General features: G+C 42.1%; 15 protein-coding genes. 3 read left to right on the top strand and 12 right to left on the bottom strand.

All coding sequences use genetic code 11. The annotated features are described in order from the left end of the window. Positions 1–8: 8 nt before the first annotated feature. Complete coding sequence (gene dppA, locus ACR65F_RS09290; protein WP_440504225.1) at positions 9–833, bottom strand: D-aminopeptidase DppA; 825 nt, start codon at positions 831–833, stop codon at positions 9–11. A 211-nt stretch (positions 834–1,044) separates the two neighbouring features. On the opposite strand from dppA, the gene ACR65F_RS09285 reads away from it, so the two are divergent. Both ACR65F_RS09285 and ACR65F_RS09280 read left to right on the top strand, forming a co-directional pair. After that, the gene (locus tag ACR65F_RS09285) at positions 1,045–1,995 is read left to right on the top strand and encodes an MJ1477/TM1410 family putative glycoside hydrolase (protein ID WP_440504223.1); all 951 of its coding nucleotides are present in this window, start codon (positions 1,045–1,047) and stop codon (positions 1,993–1,995) included. A gap of 300 nt (positions 1,996–2,295) precedes the next feature. Then, positions 2,296–3,570 carry an MFS transporter gene (locus ACR65F_RS09280; RefSeq protein WP_039043247.1) on the top strand — a complete coding sequence of 425 codons (1,275 nt, stop codon included), beginning with the start codon at positions 2,296–2,298 and terminating at the stop codon, positions 3,568–3,570. 117 nt (positions 3,571–3,687) lie between these two features. Here the strand turns inward: ACR65F_RS09280 and ACR65F_RS09275 are convergent, their stop codons facing one another. Further along, positions 3,688–4,734, bottom strand: a complete 1,047-nt coding sequence (locus ACR65F_RS09275) for a DmpA family aminopeptidase (protein ID WP_440504241.1) — start codon at positions 4,732–4,734, stop codon at positions 3,688–3,690. Between the two features lie 89 nt (positions 4,735–4,823). On the opposite strand from ACR65F_RS09275, the gene ACR65F_RS09270 reads away from it, so the two are divergent. Further along, entirely contained in the window at positions 4,824–5,102 is a 279-nt protein-coding gene (locus ACR65F_RS09270; protein WP_440504221.1) for a hypothetical protein, read from the top strand. A gap of 8 nt (positions 5,103–5,110) precedes the next feature. On the opposite strand, the gene ACR65F_RS09265 is transcribed toward ACR65F_RS09270, so the two are convergent. The 10 genes from ACR65F_RS09265 to ACR65F_RS09220 all read right to left on the bottom strand — a co-directional run bounded on the left by ACR65F_RS09265 (position 5,111) and on the right by ACR65F_RS09220 (position 16,648). Then, positions 5,111–5,821 (bottom strand): hypothetical protein, encoded by a 711-nt coding sequence (locus ACR65F_RS09265; RefSeq protein ID WP_440504219.1) that lies wholly within the window; start codon positions 5,819–5,821, stop codon positions 5,111–5,113. 58 nt (positions 5,822–5,879) lie between these two features. Continuing rightward, complete coding sequence (locus tag ACR65F_RS09260; protein ID WP_440504218.1) at positions 5,880–6,662, bottom strand: 5-oxoprolinase subunit PxpA; 783 nt, start codon at positions 6,660–6,662, stop codon at positions 5,880–5,882. Next, positions 6,659–7,672, bottom strand: a complete 1,014-nt coding sequence (locus ACR65F_RS09255) for a 5-oxoprolinase subunit C family protein (protein WP_440504216.1) — start codon at positions 7,670–7,672, stop codon at positions 6,659–6,661. Before ACR65F_RS09255 ends, ACR65F_RS09260 begins: the two co-directional genes overlap by 4 nt. Continuing rightward, positions 7,669–8,370 carry a 5-oxoprolinase subunit PxpB gene (pxpB, locus tag ACR65F_RS09250; protein WP_440504214.1) on the bottom strand — a complete coding sequence of 234 codons (702 nt, stop codon included), beginning with the start codon at positions 8,368–8,370 and terminating at the stop codon, positions 7,669–7,671. The genes ACR65F_RS09255 and pxpB overlap by 4 nt, the downstream gene beginning before the upstream one ends. Positions 8,371–8,549: 179 nt before the next feature. Then, positions 8,550–9,806, bottom strand: a complete 1,257-nt coding sequence (locus ACR65F_RS09245; protein WP_440504213.1) for an MFS transporter — start codon at positions 9,804–9,806, stop codon at positions 8,550–8,552. Between the two features lie 274 nt (positions 9,807–10,080). Further along, a complete protein-coding gene (locus ACR65F_RS09240; protein ID WP_039043240.1) occupies positions 10,081–10,788 on the bottom strand; it encodes a response regulator transcription factor in 708 nt (235 codons plus the stop codon). A 3-nt stretch (positions 10,789–10,791) separates the two neighbouring features. Then, entirely contained in the window at positions 10,792–13,413 is a 2,622-nt protein-coding gene (locus tag ACR65F_RS09235; RefSeq protein ID WP_440504212.1) for a sensor histidine kinase, read from the bottom strand. A 117-nt stretch (positions 13,414–13,530) separates the two neighbouring features. Next, positions 13,531–14,469, bottom strand: coding sequence for a carbamate kinase (gene arcC / locus ACR65F_RS09230; RefSeq protein WP_039043238.1), 939 nt, complete (start codon positions 14,467–14,469; stop codon positions 13,531–13,533). Further along, entirely contained in the window at positions 14,466–15,386 is a 921-nt protein-coding gene (locus ACR65F_RS09225; protein ID WP_440504211.1) for an oxamate carbamoyltransferase subunit AllH family protein, read from the bottom strand. The genes arcC and ACR65F_RS09225 overlap by 4 nt, the downstream gene beginning before the upstream one ends. Beyond that, positions 15,386–16,648, bottom strand: coding sequence for a YlbE family protein (locus tag ACR65F_RS09220; RefSeq protein WP_440504209.1), 1,263 nt, complete (start codon positions 16,646–16,648; stop codon positions 15,386–15,388). The genes ACR65F_RS09225 and ACR65F_RS09220 overlap by 1 nt, the downstream gene beginning before the upstream one ends. Positions 16,649–16,654: the final 6 nt, after the last annotated feature.

Genomic DNA, 16,654 nt, shown 5'->3' with positions numbered 1-16,654 from the left:
TTTCCTCCTTAACAAAACTTCGTTTGCATCGCGAGCTCTGTCATAACGAGCATCGCACGATAGGCTTCAACAATATCTTTTGCTTCATAGCGAACAATTGTAGTTCCTTCTTCTATCACACATCCTGGCATCATTGCAGCCCACTCCGCTTCTCCATAATTCGTAAATTCGATACGCATGACGGGGTTATCAGGCGCTTTCAGCGGTTTAATTTCACCACGTTTTTCAAGCGCTTCTGCCATTTTCTCTTTCAGCAACACTTGTGCTTTTTTGGGATGTAACGTCCTTACAGATGAACGGGAAATGGACTGTTTCACTGCAGCTGTTACGACACCTGGAATGAGTTCTTCTGCCTCCTTGCATGCTCCATCATCACCGGCTACCATTAGGACTGGAACGCCGAAATGACCTGCAACATAAGCATTAAACCCGAGTTCTCCAACTACAACGTCATTGATAAAAATATTTCGAACACCAAAAATCATCGTATGGCTCATGACTCCAGGTTGTCCTGCCCGGGCATGATAACCTGCGAACACAACACCTGTATAAGTTTCATCCAACGACTGAACCATTGAAAGCGGTTTCACTTCACCGGTTATTAACTCCACATCCGGATGCATCTCTTCAACTAGCAAGTTATTCATCTTTGAATGACTATCATTCACAAGCACTTCTTGTACACCTTTTTCAAATGCTGATGACGCAATCGCATTCGCTTCTTCTGTCATAATACGTCTAGCACGTTCATAATTATGACGATGTGAATCTACAAACGTCTCATCCGGTAACCCAGTTATGCCTTCCATATCCACGGAAACAAATAATTTCATACGGTCCTCCAAACATCCAACAGAAAATAGAATCTGTCTGATTTTATTGTCAATTAACAATAACAAAATATTTTCAAAATAACAAGATAATTTAGTATAATGAAATTATGTTTACTCATTTTTTATGTTTTAGCAATACTATTGTGCCAAAAGTGAGAAGTCTAAAATCTAATAGTATACTAGATAAACTTTACGAAGGAGTTGGTATTACGTGAACAAATGGTTGTTAGTCGGGAGCACACTCGCACTTACAATTTCACTTCTATTCGCTGCTTATTTCCGGCTGGATGAAGGACAACCTACATGGGTTTATCAACTTCAAGATGCCTCCATTGAGAAAATTCCCCTGCTTCCTGTTAAATACGCAGTGATTGACGCTACAAAAGATGGGAGCGAGAGATATAGCAAGAAGGACATTGCGACTCTTCGCGAAAAGGGAATACGCCCCATTTCATATTTGAGTATCGGTGAGGCAAGCAGTTACCTCCCTTATTGGAAACCAGAGTGGGGTTCCCAACAAAAAGGAGTGTTGACCATCACCGATTCAGCTCCCAAATGGGTGGGGAACGTCGCTAATCCTGATTGGCCGGAAAGCGTAAAAGTTCGTTATTGGGATTCAGAATGGCAACAATATATGTTTGAGGAACTGAAAAAGATTCAAAACGCAGGATTTAAAGGGGTGTACTTAGACATTATTGATGCATACCTTTATTGGGGAGATTCAAATACGTATAAAGAAAATGGTGAGCAATCCTTTCCCTCCGATCCCGCGTCCAAACAAGACGCAGCTGAACGAATGATTTCTTTCGTCCGAACCCTGTCTGCCGTTGCAAAAGAAAGGGATCCCGATTTTTTTATCATCCCTCAAAATGGTGAGGAATTATTGCAGTTTGACAATGGCTCCTATCTAAAATCAGTAGACGGAATAGGGGTAGAAGACATTTGGTTCAATGGGAGTAAAAAGAACAATTCAGATGAAATCGAGGAACGTCTTAAGTGGCTTTCACAGTTTTCCAAGGCAAATAAGCCTGTATTTTCAGTAGACTATGTTAAAGGCCGCTATACAATCAATCGCTATTACCGGCTATGCAGGAACGAAAAATTTTACTGCTTGGCTGCTGATCCGGATCGGTCACTTTCTTCCATAAAATCATTTGACTAGATATGAAGAGCTATGTAACAACCTTTTTAATGTCAAACAATTGTACAATCAAATCAGAAGGTTTAATCTTAAATAATTACTATTGACACATAACTGTCGATTAAGTATGCTCGATTGGTAATTGATTTTCTCTAAGGACTCTGCTAGCGTTTATCCACACAACCGCTCTTCATAGAAACCTCCTTCGTACAGGTGGTTCTTTTAAATCGAAGAGATTCTATAGATCTTCATAAATCGTCATAACAGAGACCCTCCAGATATTGATTGCAAAAAATATAACAAGAAAAGAAGTGTGGAATAATGGCTAAGTCCAAGAAGAAAATCCACTACGCTTGGTGGACACTCGTAGCACTTTGTATTATTGTCGGTGTCGGAAAAGGTGCACTCAATAACTCTGCAGGCCTATTTATCCCAGAAGCTACATCAGATTTAGGTATTTCTACAGGTAACTTGACGATTTACTTTAGTATCGCTTCAATTGTGACAATGATTTTCCTCCCAATCGGTGGTAAAATCCTAGCAAAATATGATACTCGTGCTGTACTAATTGCTGCTATGATCTTACAAGCTGGCGCATTTGTTGCTTTCGGCTTCAGTAACTCGGTATGGGGTTGGTATATCTTCTCTATTCCATTGGCAGTTGGTGGTGTTTTCAATACAGTTATCGCAGGACCTGTTATTGTAAACCAGTGGTTTAAAAAGAAAAACGGTATGGCCCTCGGACTAATTGGAGCTTCTCAAGGACTTCTTGGAGCACTCGCACAACCACTTGTTGGTCGTACAATTGCAGAATCCGGATGGCGTACAGGTTATATTTCATTAGGTTTGGCAGCAATCATTATAGTCGTACCTACCATTCTATTCCTTATCCGTAAGTCTCCACAAGCTGTTGGAGTTATGCCTTACGGAGCTGATGAAGAACCGGAATCGGGAGCTGCAGTTGTAGACGCGGAAGCTGATAAAGGTATAACATTCGCGGTTGCTAGAAAGTCCGCTGCATTCTATTCATTATTCTTATTCTTCCTATTGATTGTATCGATTGCAAGTTTTGCTATCCACATCCCATCTTACATTGTCTCTCTCCCAGCTGGTTATGACTCTATTTTCGCTGGAAATGCAATGGCAGGATACTTAATTGGTGTGTTACTTGGGGCATTAGTACTTGGGTTCCTGGTTGATAAAATAGGTTCTCGTAACACAATCTATCTGGCATTGATCTTGGCAATTGTTTCTGTCTTCGGTCTATTGTATGGAACGAACAGTTCATTACTCATCATTCTTTCCACTACATTGTTTGGATTCACTGTATCGAACTCGGTGGGTACACTAGCTCCAGCACTGACAAGCAGTCTGTTCGGTAGCCGTGAATATAGCCAAATTTATTCAACTGCTTCTTTAGGACTTGCAATTGCAGGAATTGTTGCTTTACCTGCTTACGGATACATCTTTGATATTACAAAGAGTTATAACATTGCTCTTTATATCTTGATTGTACTGCTTTTGATAAGCATTGTTCTTGTTGCGTATGCGTTCATTGGTAAAAAGAAACTTTTACAAGAAGGTCATTGGAAGTAATTCCTTAACATAATAAAAGCTGATACAATACTAGTTTTTCTAGTGTTGTATCAGCTTTTTTGTTTTCCACAAAGTCCAATTGTCGAATAATGTCACAAATTGTTTCACATGGAACAGTTAAGAAAACGGTGCTGGGTGTACAGTTAAACCATTTCGCCCTGTCGTTTCAACCGCTTGAGACAACGAATTCAAAATCGCTTCTTCCGTTACTTCCGCAGCAGCTTGAAATAGTTGGTTCATGATAGGATGACTATCGCGAAGTAATTGTACGTTCTCTATAGCATCTGGCCTGTCATGCAGAAATTTGTGTGCAGTAGAAAATGCAATCACTATATCTCCACTGCCGTTACTGTAATGACTTCCAGTTCGAGCAAGTCCAATCCCAGAACGTTTTGCGATTCGTTTTAACTGCCGGCTATCGATTGGAGCATCCGTTGCAAGGACAATCATAATCGATCCGTCTGCAGGTTTTGGTGCATCTGGTTGTATAATGGGTTCAATTTTCATATATCGGTCGCTCGCAAACTCTTCCCGCTTCCCAAAATTACTTAAAACGAGACACCCTATTGTAAATGATTCGGTAGACATTTCAGAGTGAACAACACGCGATGATGTGCCGATTCCTCCTTTATACCCGAAGCAAACCATTCCTTTCCCAGCACCTACCGCCCCCTCGTCAGATGGTTCAGTGGTTGCTATTTCAATTGCTCGCCCGGCATGAGTAGGCGTTATCGACAGCGCTCTAATTGAGTTAAGGCGACTGTCATTGCACTCCCCTGTCACAATGTTAACAGTTCCTGTCGTGTCTCCGATTTCCGGTGTCTGGTCGAGCAACCATCGAAGGGCTCCTTCTGTTGCTGCCGGAACACCGAATGTATTCGTCAACATAATTGGTGACTCGAGAACACCTAGTTCATCTAACTGAATGAGTCCTGTCGTCTTCCCAAATCCGTTAATGACATAACTTGCCGCCGCAACCTTTTCCCTGAATGGATTGCCTAGATGAGGCAAGATTGCAGTCACACCTGTCGCTAGATGCTCCTCATTCTCTAACGGTTCATCGAGCGTTACGTGTCCGACTCGTACATTTGCAACGTCTGTAATACAGTTGTTTTTCCCGGTTAAAAGTGTGCCAATCTGAATACCTCGCGCTCTGATTTTCATTGGTTGTTGTTTTGGCATTTACATGGCTCCAGTCTATGTATAGTCTTTCACAAATGTTTCCACACTACGTTGTAAAAGGAGTGGTCTTTATGCTGACGGAATTTCCAACGATTCATACAAATATATGGGATGCCTTTTGGGCGGTCCCCGTCACATTCGTAGTCGTTCTCATTGCGAAATGGGTATTTCGAGTTCGCCCCACATGGCTTTCTACAGTTTCAACAGTCGTCGCACTCATCTTGTCCATTTTCATTAGCCATCCGCATAATCTTTCAGCGGGTATCTTCATGGGGTTTTTCTATAGTGGTGCCGCCATGGGAGTGCTCTATTCAATGAAGCAATCCTATCTAGCATTTCGGACAAAATGAAAGTCCTGTTACTCTTTCAATGGACAAAATCCACATTGCATTAATCCTGGGACGTCTTTCGAAAGACAGCATGTTTTCCTTACCGTTGTATTCAGCAAATCTGTCGGCTCACATCCGTTTAAATAGGATGAAAACCGAGAATGTGAAGAGTTTCCTTCCCAGACAGAATCGTCTTTAAGATGATTGAAAACGATTCTTGCTTCGTCTGTACAAGTTGGATCATTCAACATAACATGAAACTGCCAAAGCCAGAAACCAAATACGTTTTCCCACAAAACCTTGGAAGAGACAGAAGCCACGGATCTTAGCGCATTGATCACTGTTTGGATTTGGATAAGAAGTTTTCGAACGACATCAGCAGAATCTTCGATAGGCACTTCTATCCAACCATCGACCTTTGGATATGTACTGACAGTCATATTGCCATACTCGTGAACGGCTCCAAACTGTAATTCATCTGGTTCCCCTTGCCAAAGTTCCTCATATTGAATGAATTGAACAAGTTGCATTGCCGTAAACATTCCGTAACGCCTCATGAAAAAAGAAGCCGCGACAGTCATATTAGGGCTTTGACTCACGGTTTGAAGAACGGTTAATAGATCTTTTCCATCTGTTGGCGAAGATAAGGTTTCTAACGTAAAAAGCGGATGCTCAGGTGGGGTTGTATAGACACCATTGCTATGAAGTTGTTGGATTTGGTTCGCTGTAAGTGTTGTCATGCATTCAGTATAGCAAAGATTCCGTCTTCTTTCATGACCCACCATATCTTTAGGGAGGTTAAGGAGTCCGGTGAATAAAGTCCCCTGCTTTCGTGACAGAAACTCCTTTTAAGGAAAGATCTGTGAACATTCTTTTAGCGAATGATAGCGCACGTTCATGATCCCCATGAATGCATATCGTATCTGCTTGTATTGACGTTTCTTGATGAATACCAGTACGTACGACTCCATCAGTCACCATGCCCAATACTTGCATAATCACTAAATCATAGTCTTGGATGACTGCATTTGGATGTGTTCTCGGTGTTAGAGAAAGATCCGGTTCATACGTGCGGTCTGCGAACACTTCATTGGCCGTCAACAACCCTTGCGCTTTGCCTGCTTGAACCAGTTCGCTTCCCGACAATCCATACAGTATGGCTTCAGGTGATACTGCTGCGACTGCCCTTGCAATTGCTTCAGCGATTTTCTTGTCTTTGGCAGCCATATTATAAAGGGCTCCATGAGGCTTAACATGGTGTAGCGTCGCCCCCTCAGCTTTTATAAACCCTTGAAGCGCTCCGATTTGATAGACCATCAAATCATATACCTCCCGTTGCGTCAGTTGCATTTCCCGTCTACCGAAACCATTTAAGTCTGGCAAACCTGGGTGCGCACCAATTGCAACATTGTGCCGACAAGCGAGATCGATTGTCGTATGCATCGTCCTTGGATCCCCTGCATGAAATCCGCAAGCGATATTCGCAGAGGTGATATGCTTCATGACCTCCTCGTCGTTTCCAAGCTTGTAAGCACCAAAACTTTCGCCTAAGTCACAGTTGATATCTATATGTACAGTCATTGAATGCCTCCTTCGTATAGTTTAAGTCCAATGCCTATTCGCAGTTCACGTATGCTTCTTTCGATTTGCCTGAGTAGCTGTTGTGCAGTATATAAGGAGACTTCTTCGAACCTTAGTGAATCACCAGGTTTCGCTTGGGCTAACACCGGGAGGTCAGCCGAGATCACTTGAGCAATTTTTGGATAGCCACCTGTCGTTTGACGATCCGCCATTAATACAATTGGTTGTCCGTTTGAAGGGACTTGCACAGTACCGAATGTGACAGCTTCAGAAAGAAGTTCGTTCGGTTCAGATAGTTGAAGTTGTGGACCATGTAGTCTGTAGCCCATGCGATCTGATTGTGAACCCATTGTAAAAGAGGAGGACAAAAAATTCCTTTTGCTTTGCTCGGTGAATAGGTTCTTTTGTCTGCCAGGTAAAACTCGAATTGTATAAGACTCCCTTACAAACGGTCGTAGTTGTTTCGCAACAGACCATCTAGTCGTCCAGTAAGAGGTAGTTTTGCAATCCATAAGCTGCTTGTACATCATTTTAGACTTTTCATTAGGTTTATTAACTGAAAGTAGATCTCCTTTCAGCAGGCTTCTTCCATTGAACCCGCCAAACCCCGCTTTTAAGTACGTGGAATAACTGCCAAGCACTCGAGGTAAGTCAAACCCTCCTGCAACTGCCATCACGAGACGGCTTCCTCGTGTTGCAGTGCCAATCGTCAATAAGGAGTTTTCTTTTACTACGATAGGCTTCCACATCGGAACTGGTACCCCATCGATTTCAGGTGTAAATTCCCCACCACATAAAGCAAGGAGCATCTCTTCTTCGAATAATAACTTAGGTCCAATTAGCGTCGTTTCCAGAATGGCCGCTCCTTCTTCATTTCCCACGAGGAGGTTGGCAATTCGTCTAGATATCGAATCCATTGTTCCACTTTGAATCACTCCGAATTGTTGGTAGCCAATCCTACTGCTGTCCTGAACCGTGTCTGACAAACCAGACTTTACTACTCGAATCATACGTCCCCCTCCCTATAGGCATCATACTGTTCTTTTGTAATGGGAAAAAATTCGAGCTGATCGCCCGCACGTAACAAACTTGGAGGCGTTTCGTTCGGTAAAAACAATTCAATCGGTGTCTGCCCAATCAGCTGCCATCCACCTGGTGTTTCAATCGGATAAATACCGGTCTGTCCGCCAGCTATCCCAACAGATCGTGGCGGTATTCGAATTCTTGGATCACTTCGACGCGGTGCCGAAATCCGAGGCGACATTCCCACTAAAAATGGAAACCCGGGTGCGAATCCTATCATTTGCACGGTATAGACACCACAAGTATGTATACCGATTACTTCGTCTAATGTCAGTCCGTTTAGTTCCGCAACTTCTTGCAAATCAGGTCCTTGTTCTCCACCATAAAGTACTGGAATTCTAACCGTACGTCTTTCGCTTATCACAATCGGTTCAAGATGATCAAATAACTTCTCTACTTCCAAACGTACTGCTTCATATGGAAACTCTTCTTTCGCAAAGCAGTGGACATCATAAAAAATGGTAACCGACGTATAGGACGGGATGTATTCGACGAGCCAGACCGGTCGCTTATCATCCAATACAGTAGTGACAGTTCTAATCTTTCCCTCTGTTTCTTCATGAAAAGGTCCACCAAATTCGAGGTGAACCGCCTGATCTCCTAAAGGAGAAATGATGAATTCCATCCCACTCCTCCTCCACACGTTTTGTTTAGTATAAGGTAAGAAACACTGTTCAGACAATTCTTGACTCAATGATGTACTTACTCTCGTTAGAAACAATATTGTCGCATAACCTCACTATCGAAAGAACAGAATCTAAAAAACAGGCTGCCCCCGCTAAGAGGACAGCCTGTCTAGTTCACTTATTCAGTTACTGCTTTCGTGTCTGTTAATTTGGGTTTGTTATCTTCCTTAATCAACGATGCGGCAATTGTACCGATGACAAGTAGGAAACCTGCAAAGTAGAAGCCCATATCCAGATTACCAGTTTTATCAGCCAAGAAACCTGTGATGTATGGTGCAAGGATGGAACCACACATTCCGATGAAGTTGTAAATACCGAATGATGTACCATATGCGTTTTTAGGAGCGTTGTCTGCAACAACAGCCACCAACACAGGATTTGTACTGATTTTACCAAAGATACCGTAACCAATCAGTGCTGCATAAAGAACGTACATGTTGTCAAATGCAACGATGGAGATGAGTGATATCAATGAAAGTGGGAGCATAACGAGTAGCACTGGACGACGTTTTCCCATACGGTCAGCGACCCAGCTGAAGAAAATCGAACCTGGAATAGCTGCCCACGGTACTAGTGAAGAAACGGTCGCAACTGCACTACCTTCAATTCCACGTGCGTGCTGCAAGTAATAAGGCATCCATGTTACGACTACGAAGAATCCGTAAATCGCACAGAAGATTACAATGTAAGACATAAGCAAGTTACGATTTTTGAACAGCACGCTGATCTTGAATGGTTCTTCATTCTCAACTTCAGCTTTAGTTTTCTTGCCATATGGGTTTTCTTTAACAAGCCACCACATTAGCAAACCAATGAGGACAACTGGGATTGCAACGATATAGAATGGTGCTCTCCATGACATACCAGCTTCAATTGTCCAACTTGATAAGAAATAACCAGCAGATAGACCGAACGCCATACCACTGTTGATAATCGCTGAACCGACTGTAATGTGTTTCTTAGGGATCGCTTCAGAAGACAATCCGTACTGTGGTCCATAATAGAATCCTTGGAACACACCAACCATTAACCACATAAGTATAAATAAGAAGAATGTTGGCATCGAGCCTGCAATTGCTGCAAAGATACCGAACAAAATAATTCCTGGTACAAGTACTTTCTTTTTACCGATTTTATCTCCAAGTATACCGGACGGAATGTTTAGTCCTGCATAACCGATGAAGAAAATACTACTGATCATACCGAGTTGAGCGCCAGACAAGCTAAATTCGTTTTGAATATCGTCCATGACAGGGTTCAAGATTGCACGTGTTCCGTAAATTGCAACCCAACCCAAGAAAAATACGATAACGGCTTTGATCCAATAAGGAATGAGTTCTTTTTTCTGGCCATTATCTTGTATTTGTTTCGCCATCGTTTGTTCCTCCTCAATTTTTTATAATTTACTATTCAAGTAAATGATCATTTACCTTTCACTAGTATAATACTTTATACAGCATTGCAGACGAATAAAATCAAATCAGGTAACCTTGCCAAAACATTAAATTTCCTAGCAAAATGACTACAAGAGAACTGGTCATGGCATTTCTGTTGAATACACTGCATTGCGTTGCTTGTATTTCCCTACTTTTTTATCACTAGTTATTCATTTACACATTTTCAAAGAATTCTTTTTTTGCCTAGTCATTCTAAAGTGTAACGCTCTTCAGCATATAGCCAAGTCCAGGGTATGTAATGATGTATTCTTCAGGCTCTTTCAATCGTTCTTTAATTTTTCGACGAATTCTTGCGATACCGACACGTAAATATTCAACATCATCACGATATTGGGGTCCCCACACTTCTGACAACAACGTTTCGTGTTGGACTACCTTATCTAAATTCAGTGCTAAAATTTCGAGCAAGGAAAACTCTGTTTGCGTAAGTTTTAACTCCTCGTTATCAATCCAGATCCGCTTGCTTCCGACATCCACTTGCAATAATCCTGTCTCAATAACAGATGTGGACCCTGCTGCAGAATCCGTGAGATGTGGTTGACTTCTACGCAGTACCGCATTGACCCGAGCGAACAACTCATCTAACGAAAAAGGCTTTGTTAAGTAGTCGTCAGCTCCAAGATTCAATCCATTTACTTTGTCTTTTGGATTACTTCTTGCTGTCAGCATAATAATCGGTGTATGGGAAAACTTACGCAATTCTTCAAGTACATAAAATCCATCTTTTCCTGGCATCATAATATCTAGTAATATTAAGTCCGGAGAAATAAGATCATACTTTTCCAGCAGTTCCTCTCCTGAATCAGCGGTCACTACTTCATATCCAACCGATCGCAAATTCGCAGAGATGAAACGTAAAATCTTCGCTTCATCATCTACGACACATATCTTTTGTTTCATCCCTTAAGACCCCTCTCGTATCGGAAAGTAAAGAGTAAACATACTGCCTTCCCCTGGTTTGCTATCCACTTCGATTCTGCCTTCATGTGCTTCCATTATTCCTTCGCAAATGGATAACCCTAATCCAGTTCCACCCGAGCGACGCGTAGCTGTAACATCGACTTGGTAAAAACGATTAAAGATTTTCTGCAAATGCTCTTTCGAAATACCGATTCCATTATCCGATACCGCTATGGTTAAATAATCATCCTTTTTTTCAAGCGTGATATCAATCTGTTTTTGTGGATTATCGTTATAACGCAGAGCATTCGTAAAGAGATTGACTAGCACTTGCTGGACTCGTGTTTTGTCAGCATAGAAGAATAAGTAATCTTCCGCTTTGTTATGAAAAGTGAGCGTTGCCCCTTCTCTTAAAGAAAGTGGCACCAGTTCGATTGACTTCTCAATGACATGATCTGCACGAACCATATTGCGTTCGATATACATCGAGCCAGATTCAATCTTTGAAATATCCATCCAGTCATCCACCAGATGTTGAATACGCTCTATGTCCTCATGGACTCCTTCTAACAATTCATACTGAAAATCAGGCTCCCATTCCACATCCTCTCTTAATAACGTTTCCACGCTGCCTCGAATGTTTGTAATGGGTGTCTTAAATTCATGAGACGTCAGCGAAATCAGGTTGTTTTTCAAGGTATCAATTTCTTCCTCTTTTGTTATATCACGAATGAGCAGCCCTTCCCCGATTTTTTTCTCATCCGATATGACGGAGAATTTATGAAGCATATAAAAATCAGCATTGCCCGATTTTGTTTTGTACTCTAACTTTAGTTCACTTGCTTCATTTTCAAAAAATGAAGCGATATCTTCTGTAGAAGTCTCAAACAGGATATTAATGCGTTCGATAACGTCGGATAAGTGCACAAGCGGTCCATTCGTGCCATCTCCATCAGTCACATTCAAGAAGAATTCGTTCACATAATCGACCTGTTGATCATTATTAAGGAGCATAATCCCTTCTGACATACTTTCAAGAACGGCATCCAGTTCAGCATGCTTATTACGATACCGCTCAAATAACAACTTGTTTTGTAACATAACTGCAAGGGAACGTGAGAACGTTTGAAGAAATTCCTGTCCTCTTGGCTCAATTGTCTGCCCGTCCAGCAAATCGACAATGAGATAGCCATTTGGCAACCCATCTAGTACAATCGGTTCCATGTGTTGATTAGTGCCCTGCACATTTTTCTCTAAATAGCTCTGTAAACTTTTGTCGACGTAAATCGCTTGGCTTGTTACGGCCAACTCACGAAACCAAATGTGCACATTGAAAGGTACGGATTTTTCGATATTTTGAAGGCATAGTTGGATGAAATGCGGCAAATCCATTTTTGAAGACACCGGTGTAATCAGTTTGTTTACTGCCTGTAATTCAGCATTGCGCTGTTCCAAATTTGCAGTTCGTTCCTGAACACGACCTTCAAGTTGTGTATTCAAATCAATGAGTTCATTTCGATTTTCTTCAATTTCAGATATCATATCATTGAAGTGAGCCAGCAAATCCGTCATCTCTTGAGGGCCTTGAATTCGTTCCGATAGTTGAACAGGTTGGTTCGTCTTATAACTTACAGAATAACGCTTAATGGTATCGAGGAGATTGCGAATCGTTCGTTCAAGTCGATTCGTTAAAAATAGACTTGCTAACACAACAAATAACGCCGTAATGGGTATGAACCACAGAATTGTGTTCGCTGCACTTCTAAGTGGCTTTGTGATTAATGTGGATGGATTTGCAATCCATACCGTCCAATCAAGATTCCTAATTTTCGCATAGGTGATGAATTCTTTTTCACTGCCCTCTTCTTTGACAGTCAAGCTATTCAAAGATTGATCAGATTGATTATTGATGGTCTGAACAATTTTAGAATTCGTGAGATTCACCATGTCTGTCCTAGTATCAACATCGGGGTGCACAATTACATTATTATCTTGGTCAAGTAACACCGCATAACTTGCTTCGCCTGATATCCTTGTAGATACGTATTTCTCCAAAGCGTTTAAATCGATAGCCCCTAAAATATACCCTTGCATCTTCCCCTTACTGTCAAATATCGGTGAGACGATCGCAACCAAAAGGACATCTGTTCCCCCTCTACCATAAAAAACAGGAGACACCACTTGTTTGTTTTTATCGAGAAGATCTTTGTAATAAGACCGATCGCTATAATTCAAGTGTTCCCGTCTCACTCCATCCGTGTATACAGAAGGGTAAAATACAAGAGATTCACCATTTTTATCCCCTACGTACAAGTTTACAAATCCCGGATAGTTAATTTTAATATCACGTAGCTTTTCTTCTATCTTAGATGTTCGTCCTTCCTCTAAAAGAGGAGCAATATTAGAGGCCATGGTTTCAATGATTCTACCATGTTGGTCCATATAACTTTCAATATTATCTTCTAAAAACCCAGTTACTTTCTTTTGGCTATCCTGATTGCCTTCGATTAGCGAGGAGAGCTGGAAGAATTGAAAAATCCCGAGGACAATAATCGCAGTCAGTCCTATTGTAAGAAACGAGTATATGAGTTCCTTTTTAAAAGAACGGGATCGCCTATTTTTCATCCACACTCTCTCCTTCCTTTTGATGTCGACCAATTATGTAAACTTCTAAAACCTATGTAAATACCAAAAGGGTATTGGCAAGTGTCAAAATGACCATAGCCAATACCATTGATATACTTATTTTTTAATCTGTGTACCAGCCTTACCTTCTACTGCAAGGTCTGCTTGTCCAAGTGAACAGATTATCGCACGTCCACCGAGTTCAGCGAACTTCATGGCTGCTTCCATCTTAGGACCCATACTGCCTGCAGAAAATTGTCCTTCGTCCGCATAGCCTTGTGCTTCTTCAAGCGTAATCGTACCAAGTGCTTTTTGATCAGGCTTGCCATAGTTTACAAATACGTTGTCAACGTCAGTCAAAATCATAAGAACGTCTGCTTTTGCTTCTTCTGCAAGACGGAATGCACTACGATCTTTGTCAATAACTGCTTCAATACCTGTCAAGCTACCATCTTCTTCACGGACAACGGGAATTCCGCCGCCACCTGAAGCGATGACAATAATATCATTATCTGTAAGCATTTTTATAGTTTGAGAGCTGAGGATTGACTTCGGATTTGGAGATGCAACAACACGTCTCCATCCGCGGCCAGCGTCTTCTTTAACGTCCCAGCCTTTTTCTTTTGCTAATTGCTTTGCTTCTTCTTCTGAATAGAAGACACCGATTGGCTTGGATGGATCTTCAAATGCCGGATCGTTGCGATCTACTTCTGTTTGCGTCAGCATGCTAACTACTTGGTTGTTGAGATCCAGCTTATTGAGCTCATTCTTCAATGTTTGTTCCATCATGTACCCGATGAACCCTTGTGATTCTGCGCTACAAACGTCAAGTGGAAGTGCAGGAACAACATCTTTAGCTTCTTCGTTCTGACGAAGGATGTTGCCTACTTGTGGGCCGTTACCATGTGTAACAATGACTTCATGACCGTTTTTGACAATTTTCGCGATGATTTCAGTACTAATCCGTACGTTTTCACGCTGATTCTCATAAGTCGCTTCCTGCTTAGGTTGAAGGATTGCGTTACCCCCAAGTGCAATTACTACTTTTTCTGTCATTCTAGTTTCCTCCTTAGCGCTAGTAAGCCGAGTAACATACCAAAAACCGTATCGATTCCAGAACTATGCCCCATATCGAGCAATTCGGAAAGCAATGGTTTTAGCATATAAATATCTGTCTTCTCTGTCAATGCTGAAGCCGTTTCAGCTACAGTCGAGCTAAACTTCCCTTCCAATGCATACAACAAATACTCACGTCCAATATCTGTCGTCAGTGCCTCGTTCAGAACAAGCCCTTTTGCGGTTTCAACAAAAGGGGTAGATAATATTCCTGCCGCTGCATGGATAGCGAGTAAGCCGACCAAATGGTCATCACCTGAAGGGGTTAAGCCTTGCCCCCGTCCGATGAAAAAGCGAAGTTCTGTTTCTATTTTCTCCCGGTCAGATGATTCCAACACGGTAAGTAGTTCATAGATATGCTGCTCATTCATTCCACTTGCAGGGGAACCCTCTAAATAAGCAGTTAAAAATGATTCAATTTCTGTTTTTAATCCAGTTATACGTGGTTCAATGAGCAATATGGAGATAAGCATGGCTAGATTGTCCATCAGCTCATCATCTGTTATTGTTTTGCGAGAAATCTGCCAGTCAAACGGCACTGCGCCCGCGAGGCAAACAGCAGGTACTCCCTTTCCAAACTCCAACTCCCGCTGTGCGGAATGCCAAGACACAGAGCAATCGTCGTTGATGGTTCCTAGCAATTCTTGTAAATGCTGGTGGGTGAGGTGAATGCCAAATGGCAACTGCCCGTTTTTCGTCGTTCCGATGAAAAACAAATGCTCACCCATTTGGACATTAATACCATTCTGAAAAATGCTGTGTACTTTGCCCTCTGGGTGCTCAGAAAGCAACAGAGGAATGCGTTGTTCGTATTCCTCTGCATACAAAACTGAAACCTTAGCTGACAGCCTCTCCATTAGATCAAGCCTAGCTTCACAGCATATGCTTCTAATGCCTTTTCAAAACATTCCTTAGGAGCACGAACTGTTCCTGCACCAACTTGACCCATTCCTGCTTTTTTGTGTGCAATTCCTGTGTTGATGACTGGCTCAATACCGGTCTCGACTACTTTACGTGCATCGATTCCAAGGCAAGCACCTTGGAAGTCCCAAGTAGGAATTGTGAAGTTACTATTTTGAGAGACACAGATTTCTGTCATTTCATTGCTTGTTGCAAGTGCGTCGTCAAAGCCGCCCGCGCCAACAAAACGTGTTACGCCAGGTGCTGCAATCATTGCCATACCGCCGACACCGAATGTTTCAGTGATCGCGCTGTCCCCGATATCCGGGTTGGCATCATCTTGTGAATACCCAGTAAAGAATAGTCCTTGAGGCGTGTTTACTGGTGCTGTGAACCACTCGTCTCCCATTCCGCTAATGCGGATTCCGAAGTCTTTACCATTACGGCACATTGCTGTAACGACAGTTCCGTCTTGAATAGTGCGAGCTCCGTCCATTACGGCTTTAGCTGTTGCCATCATGATATTCAAGAAGAATTGGTCTGTATCCGCCAAGAATTGAATAACGTCCTTACGATCGCTTTCGTTCATATCCAACTGTACGATGTACGGGCTGATTTCTTTCAAGAAGATTAAGGACGCAGCAATATTACGCTGGTGGAACTCATCGCCCATTGTAATTGCTTTTGCGATGATGACGTTCAAGTTCAAGCCATCTTCAGTGAGCGCAAGAGCTTTTGCAATCGTTGGTCCAAGAATATCTTGCATCCACTTCAAACGATCGATGACTTCTTGTGAATTGGCACCAAAACGAAGCACTTTTCCGATTCCTTCGTTCATGATGCAGTAAGCTTCGTTGCCGTCTGTACGGTTTTCTACAACAAAAACAGGCATATTAGCAGATGTGATACCACCCATTGGGCCAACTGCATTCACATGGTGACATGGGATGAATTTCACTTCACCGCCTGCTAGTTGCTTTTCCGCTTCTTCTTCGTTCGATGCCCAACCTTCATAGATAGAAGCACCGATACAAGATCCTTGCATTGGACCTGTCATGTCGTTCCACTCAATAGGTGGACCTGCATGTAGCAACACTTTTCCGTCATTTAATTCTTTAATTTTTTCTTTAGCAGGAACAACATCCTCTAAAAATGGAGCAGATCCGGTAATTTTATCGATAACCGCTTTGTTTGCTTCATCCATTGACTTGTAGTTCATAACGTA

Source organism: Sporosarcina sp. SAFN-010, assembly GCF_059415065.1.
This window is presented reverse-complemented; position numbering and strand designations above follow the sequence as displayed.

What these genes read in the sequence shown, in the direction of transcription:
- ACR65F_RS09260 (WP_440504218.1), bottom strand. Translation starts at nt 6,662, where the DNA reads ATGACTGTACATATAGATATCAACTGTGACTTAGGCGAAAGTTTTGGT.
- arcC (WP_039043238.1), bottom strand. Translation starts at nt 14,469, where the DNA reads ATGACAGAAAAAGTAGTAATTGCACTTGGGGGTAACGCAATCCTTCAA.
- ACR65F_RS09220 (WP_440504209.1), bottom strand. Translation starts at nt 16,648, where the DNA reads ATGAACTACAAGTCAATGGATGAAGCAAACAAAGCGGTTATCGATAAA.
- ACR65F_RS09240 (WP_039043240.1), bottom strand. Translation starts at nt 10,788, where the DNA reads ATGAAACAAAAGATATGTGTCGTAGATGATGAAGCGAAGATTTTACGT.
- ACR65F_RS09245 (WP_440504213.1), bottom strand. Translation starts at nt 9,806, where the DNA reads ATGGCGAAACAAATACAAGATAATGGCCAGAAAAAAGAACTCATTCCT.
- ACR65F_RS09235 (WP_440504212.1), bottom strand. Translation starts at nt 13,413, where the DNA reads ATGAAAAATAGGCGATCCCGTTCTTTTAAAAAGGAACTCATATACTCG.
- ACR65F_RS09255 (WP_440504216.1), bottom strand. Translation starts at nt 7,672, where the DNA reads ATGATTCGAGTAGTAAAGTCTGGTTTGTCAGACACGGTTCAGGACAGC.
- ACR65F_RS09280 (WP_039043247.1), top strand. Translation starts at nt 2,296, where the DNA reads ATGGCTAAGTCCAAGAAGAAAATCCACTACGCTTGGTGGACACTCGTA.
- dppA (WP_440504225.1), bottom strand. Translation starts at nt 833, where the DNA reads ATGAAATTATTTGTTTCCGTGGATATGGAAGGCATAACTGGGTTACCG.
- ACR65F_RS09225 (WP_440504211.1), bottom strand. Translation starts at nt 15,386, where the DNA reads ATGGAGAGGCTGTCAGCTAAGGTTTCAGTTTTGTATGCAGAGGAATAC.
- pxpB (WP_440504214.1), bottom strand. Translation starts at nt 8,370, where the DNA reads ATGGAATTCATCATTTCTCCTTTAGGAGATCAGGCGGTTCACCTCGAA.
- ACR65F_RS09270 (WP_440504221.1), top strand. Translation starts at nt 4,824, where the DNA reads ATGCTGACGGAATTTCCAACGATTCATACAAATATATGGGATGCCTTT.
- ACR65F_RS09275 (WP_440504241.1), bottom strand. Translation starts at nt 4,734, where the DNA reads ATGAAAATCAGAGCGCGAGGTATTCAGATTGGCACACTTTTAACCGGG.
- ACR65F_RS09265 (WP_440504219.1), bottom strand. Translation starts at nt 5,821, where the DNA reads ATGACAACACTTACAGCGAACCAAATCCAACAACTTCATAGCAATGGT.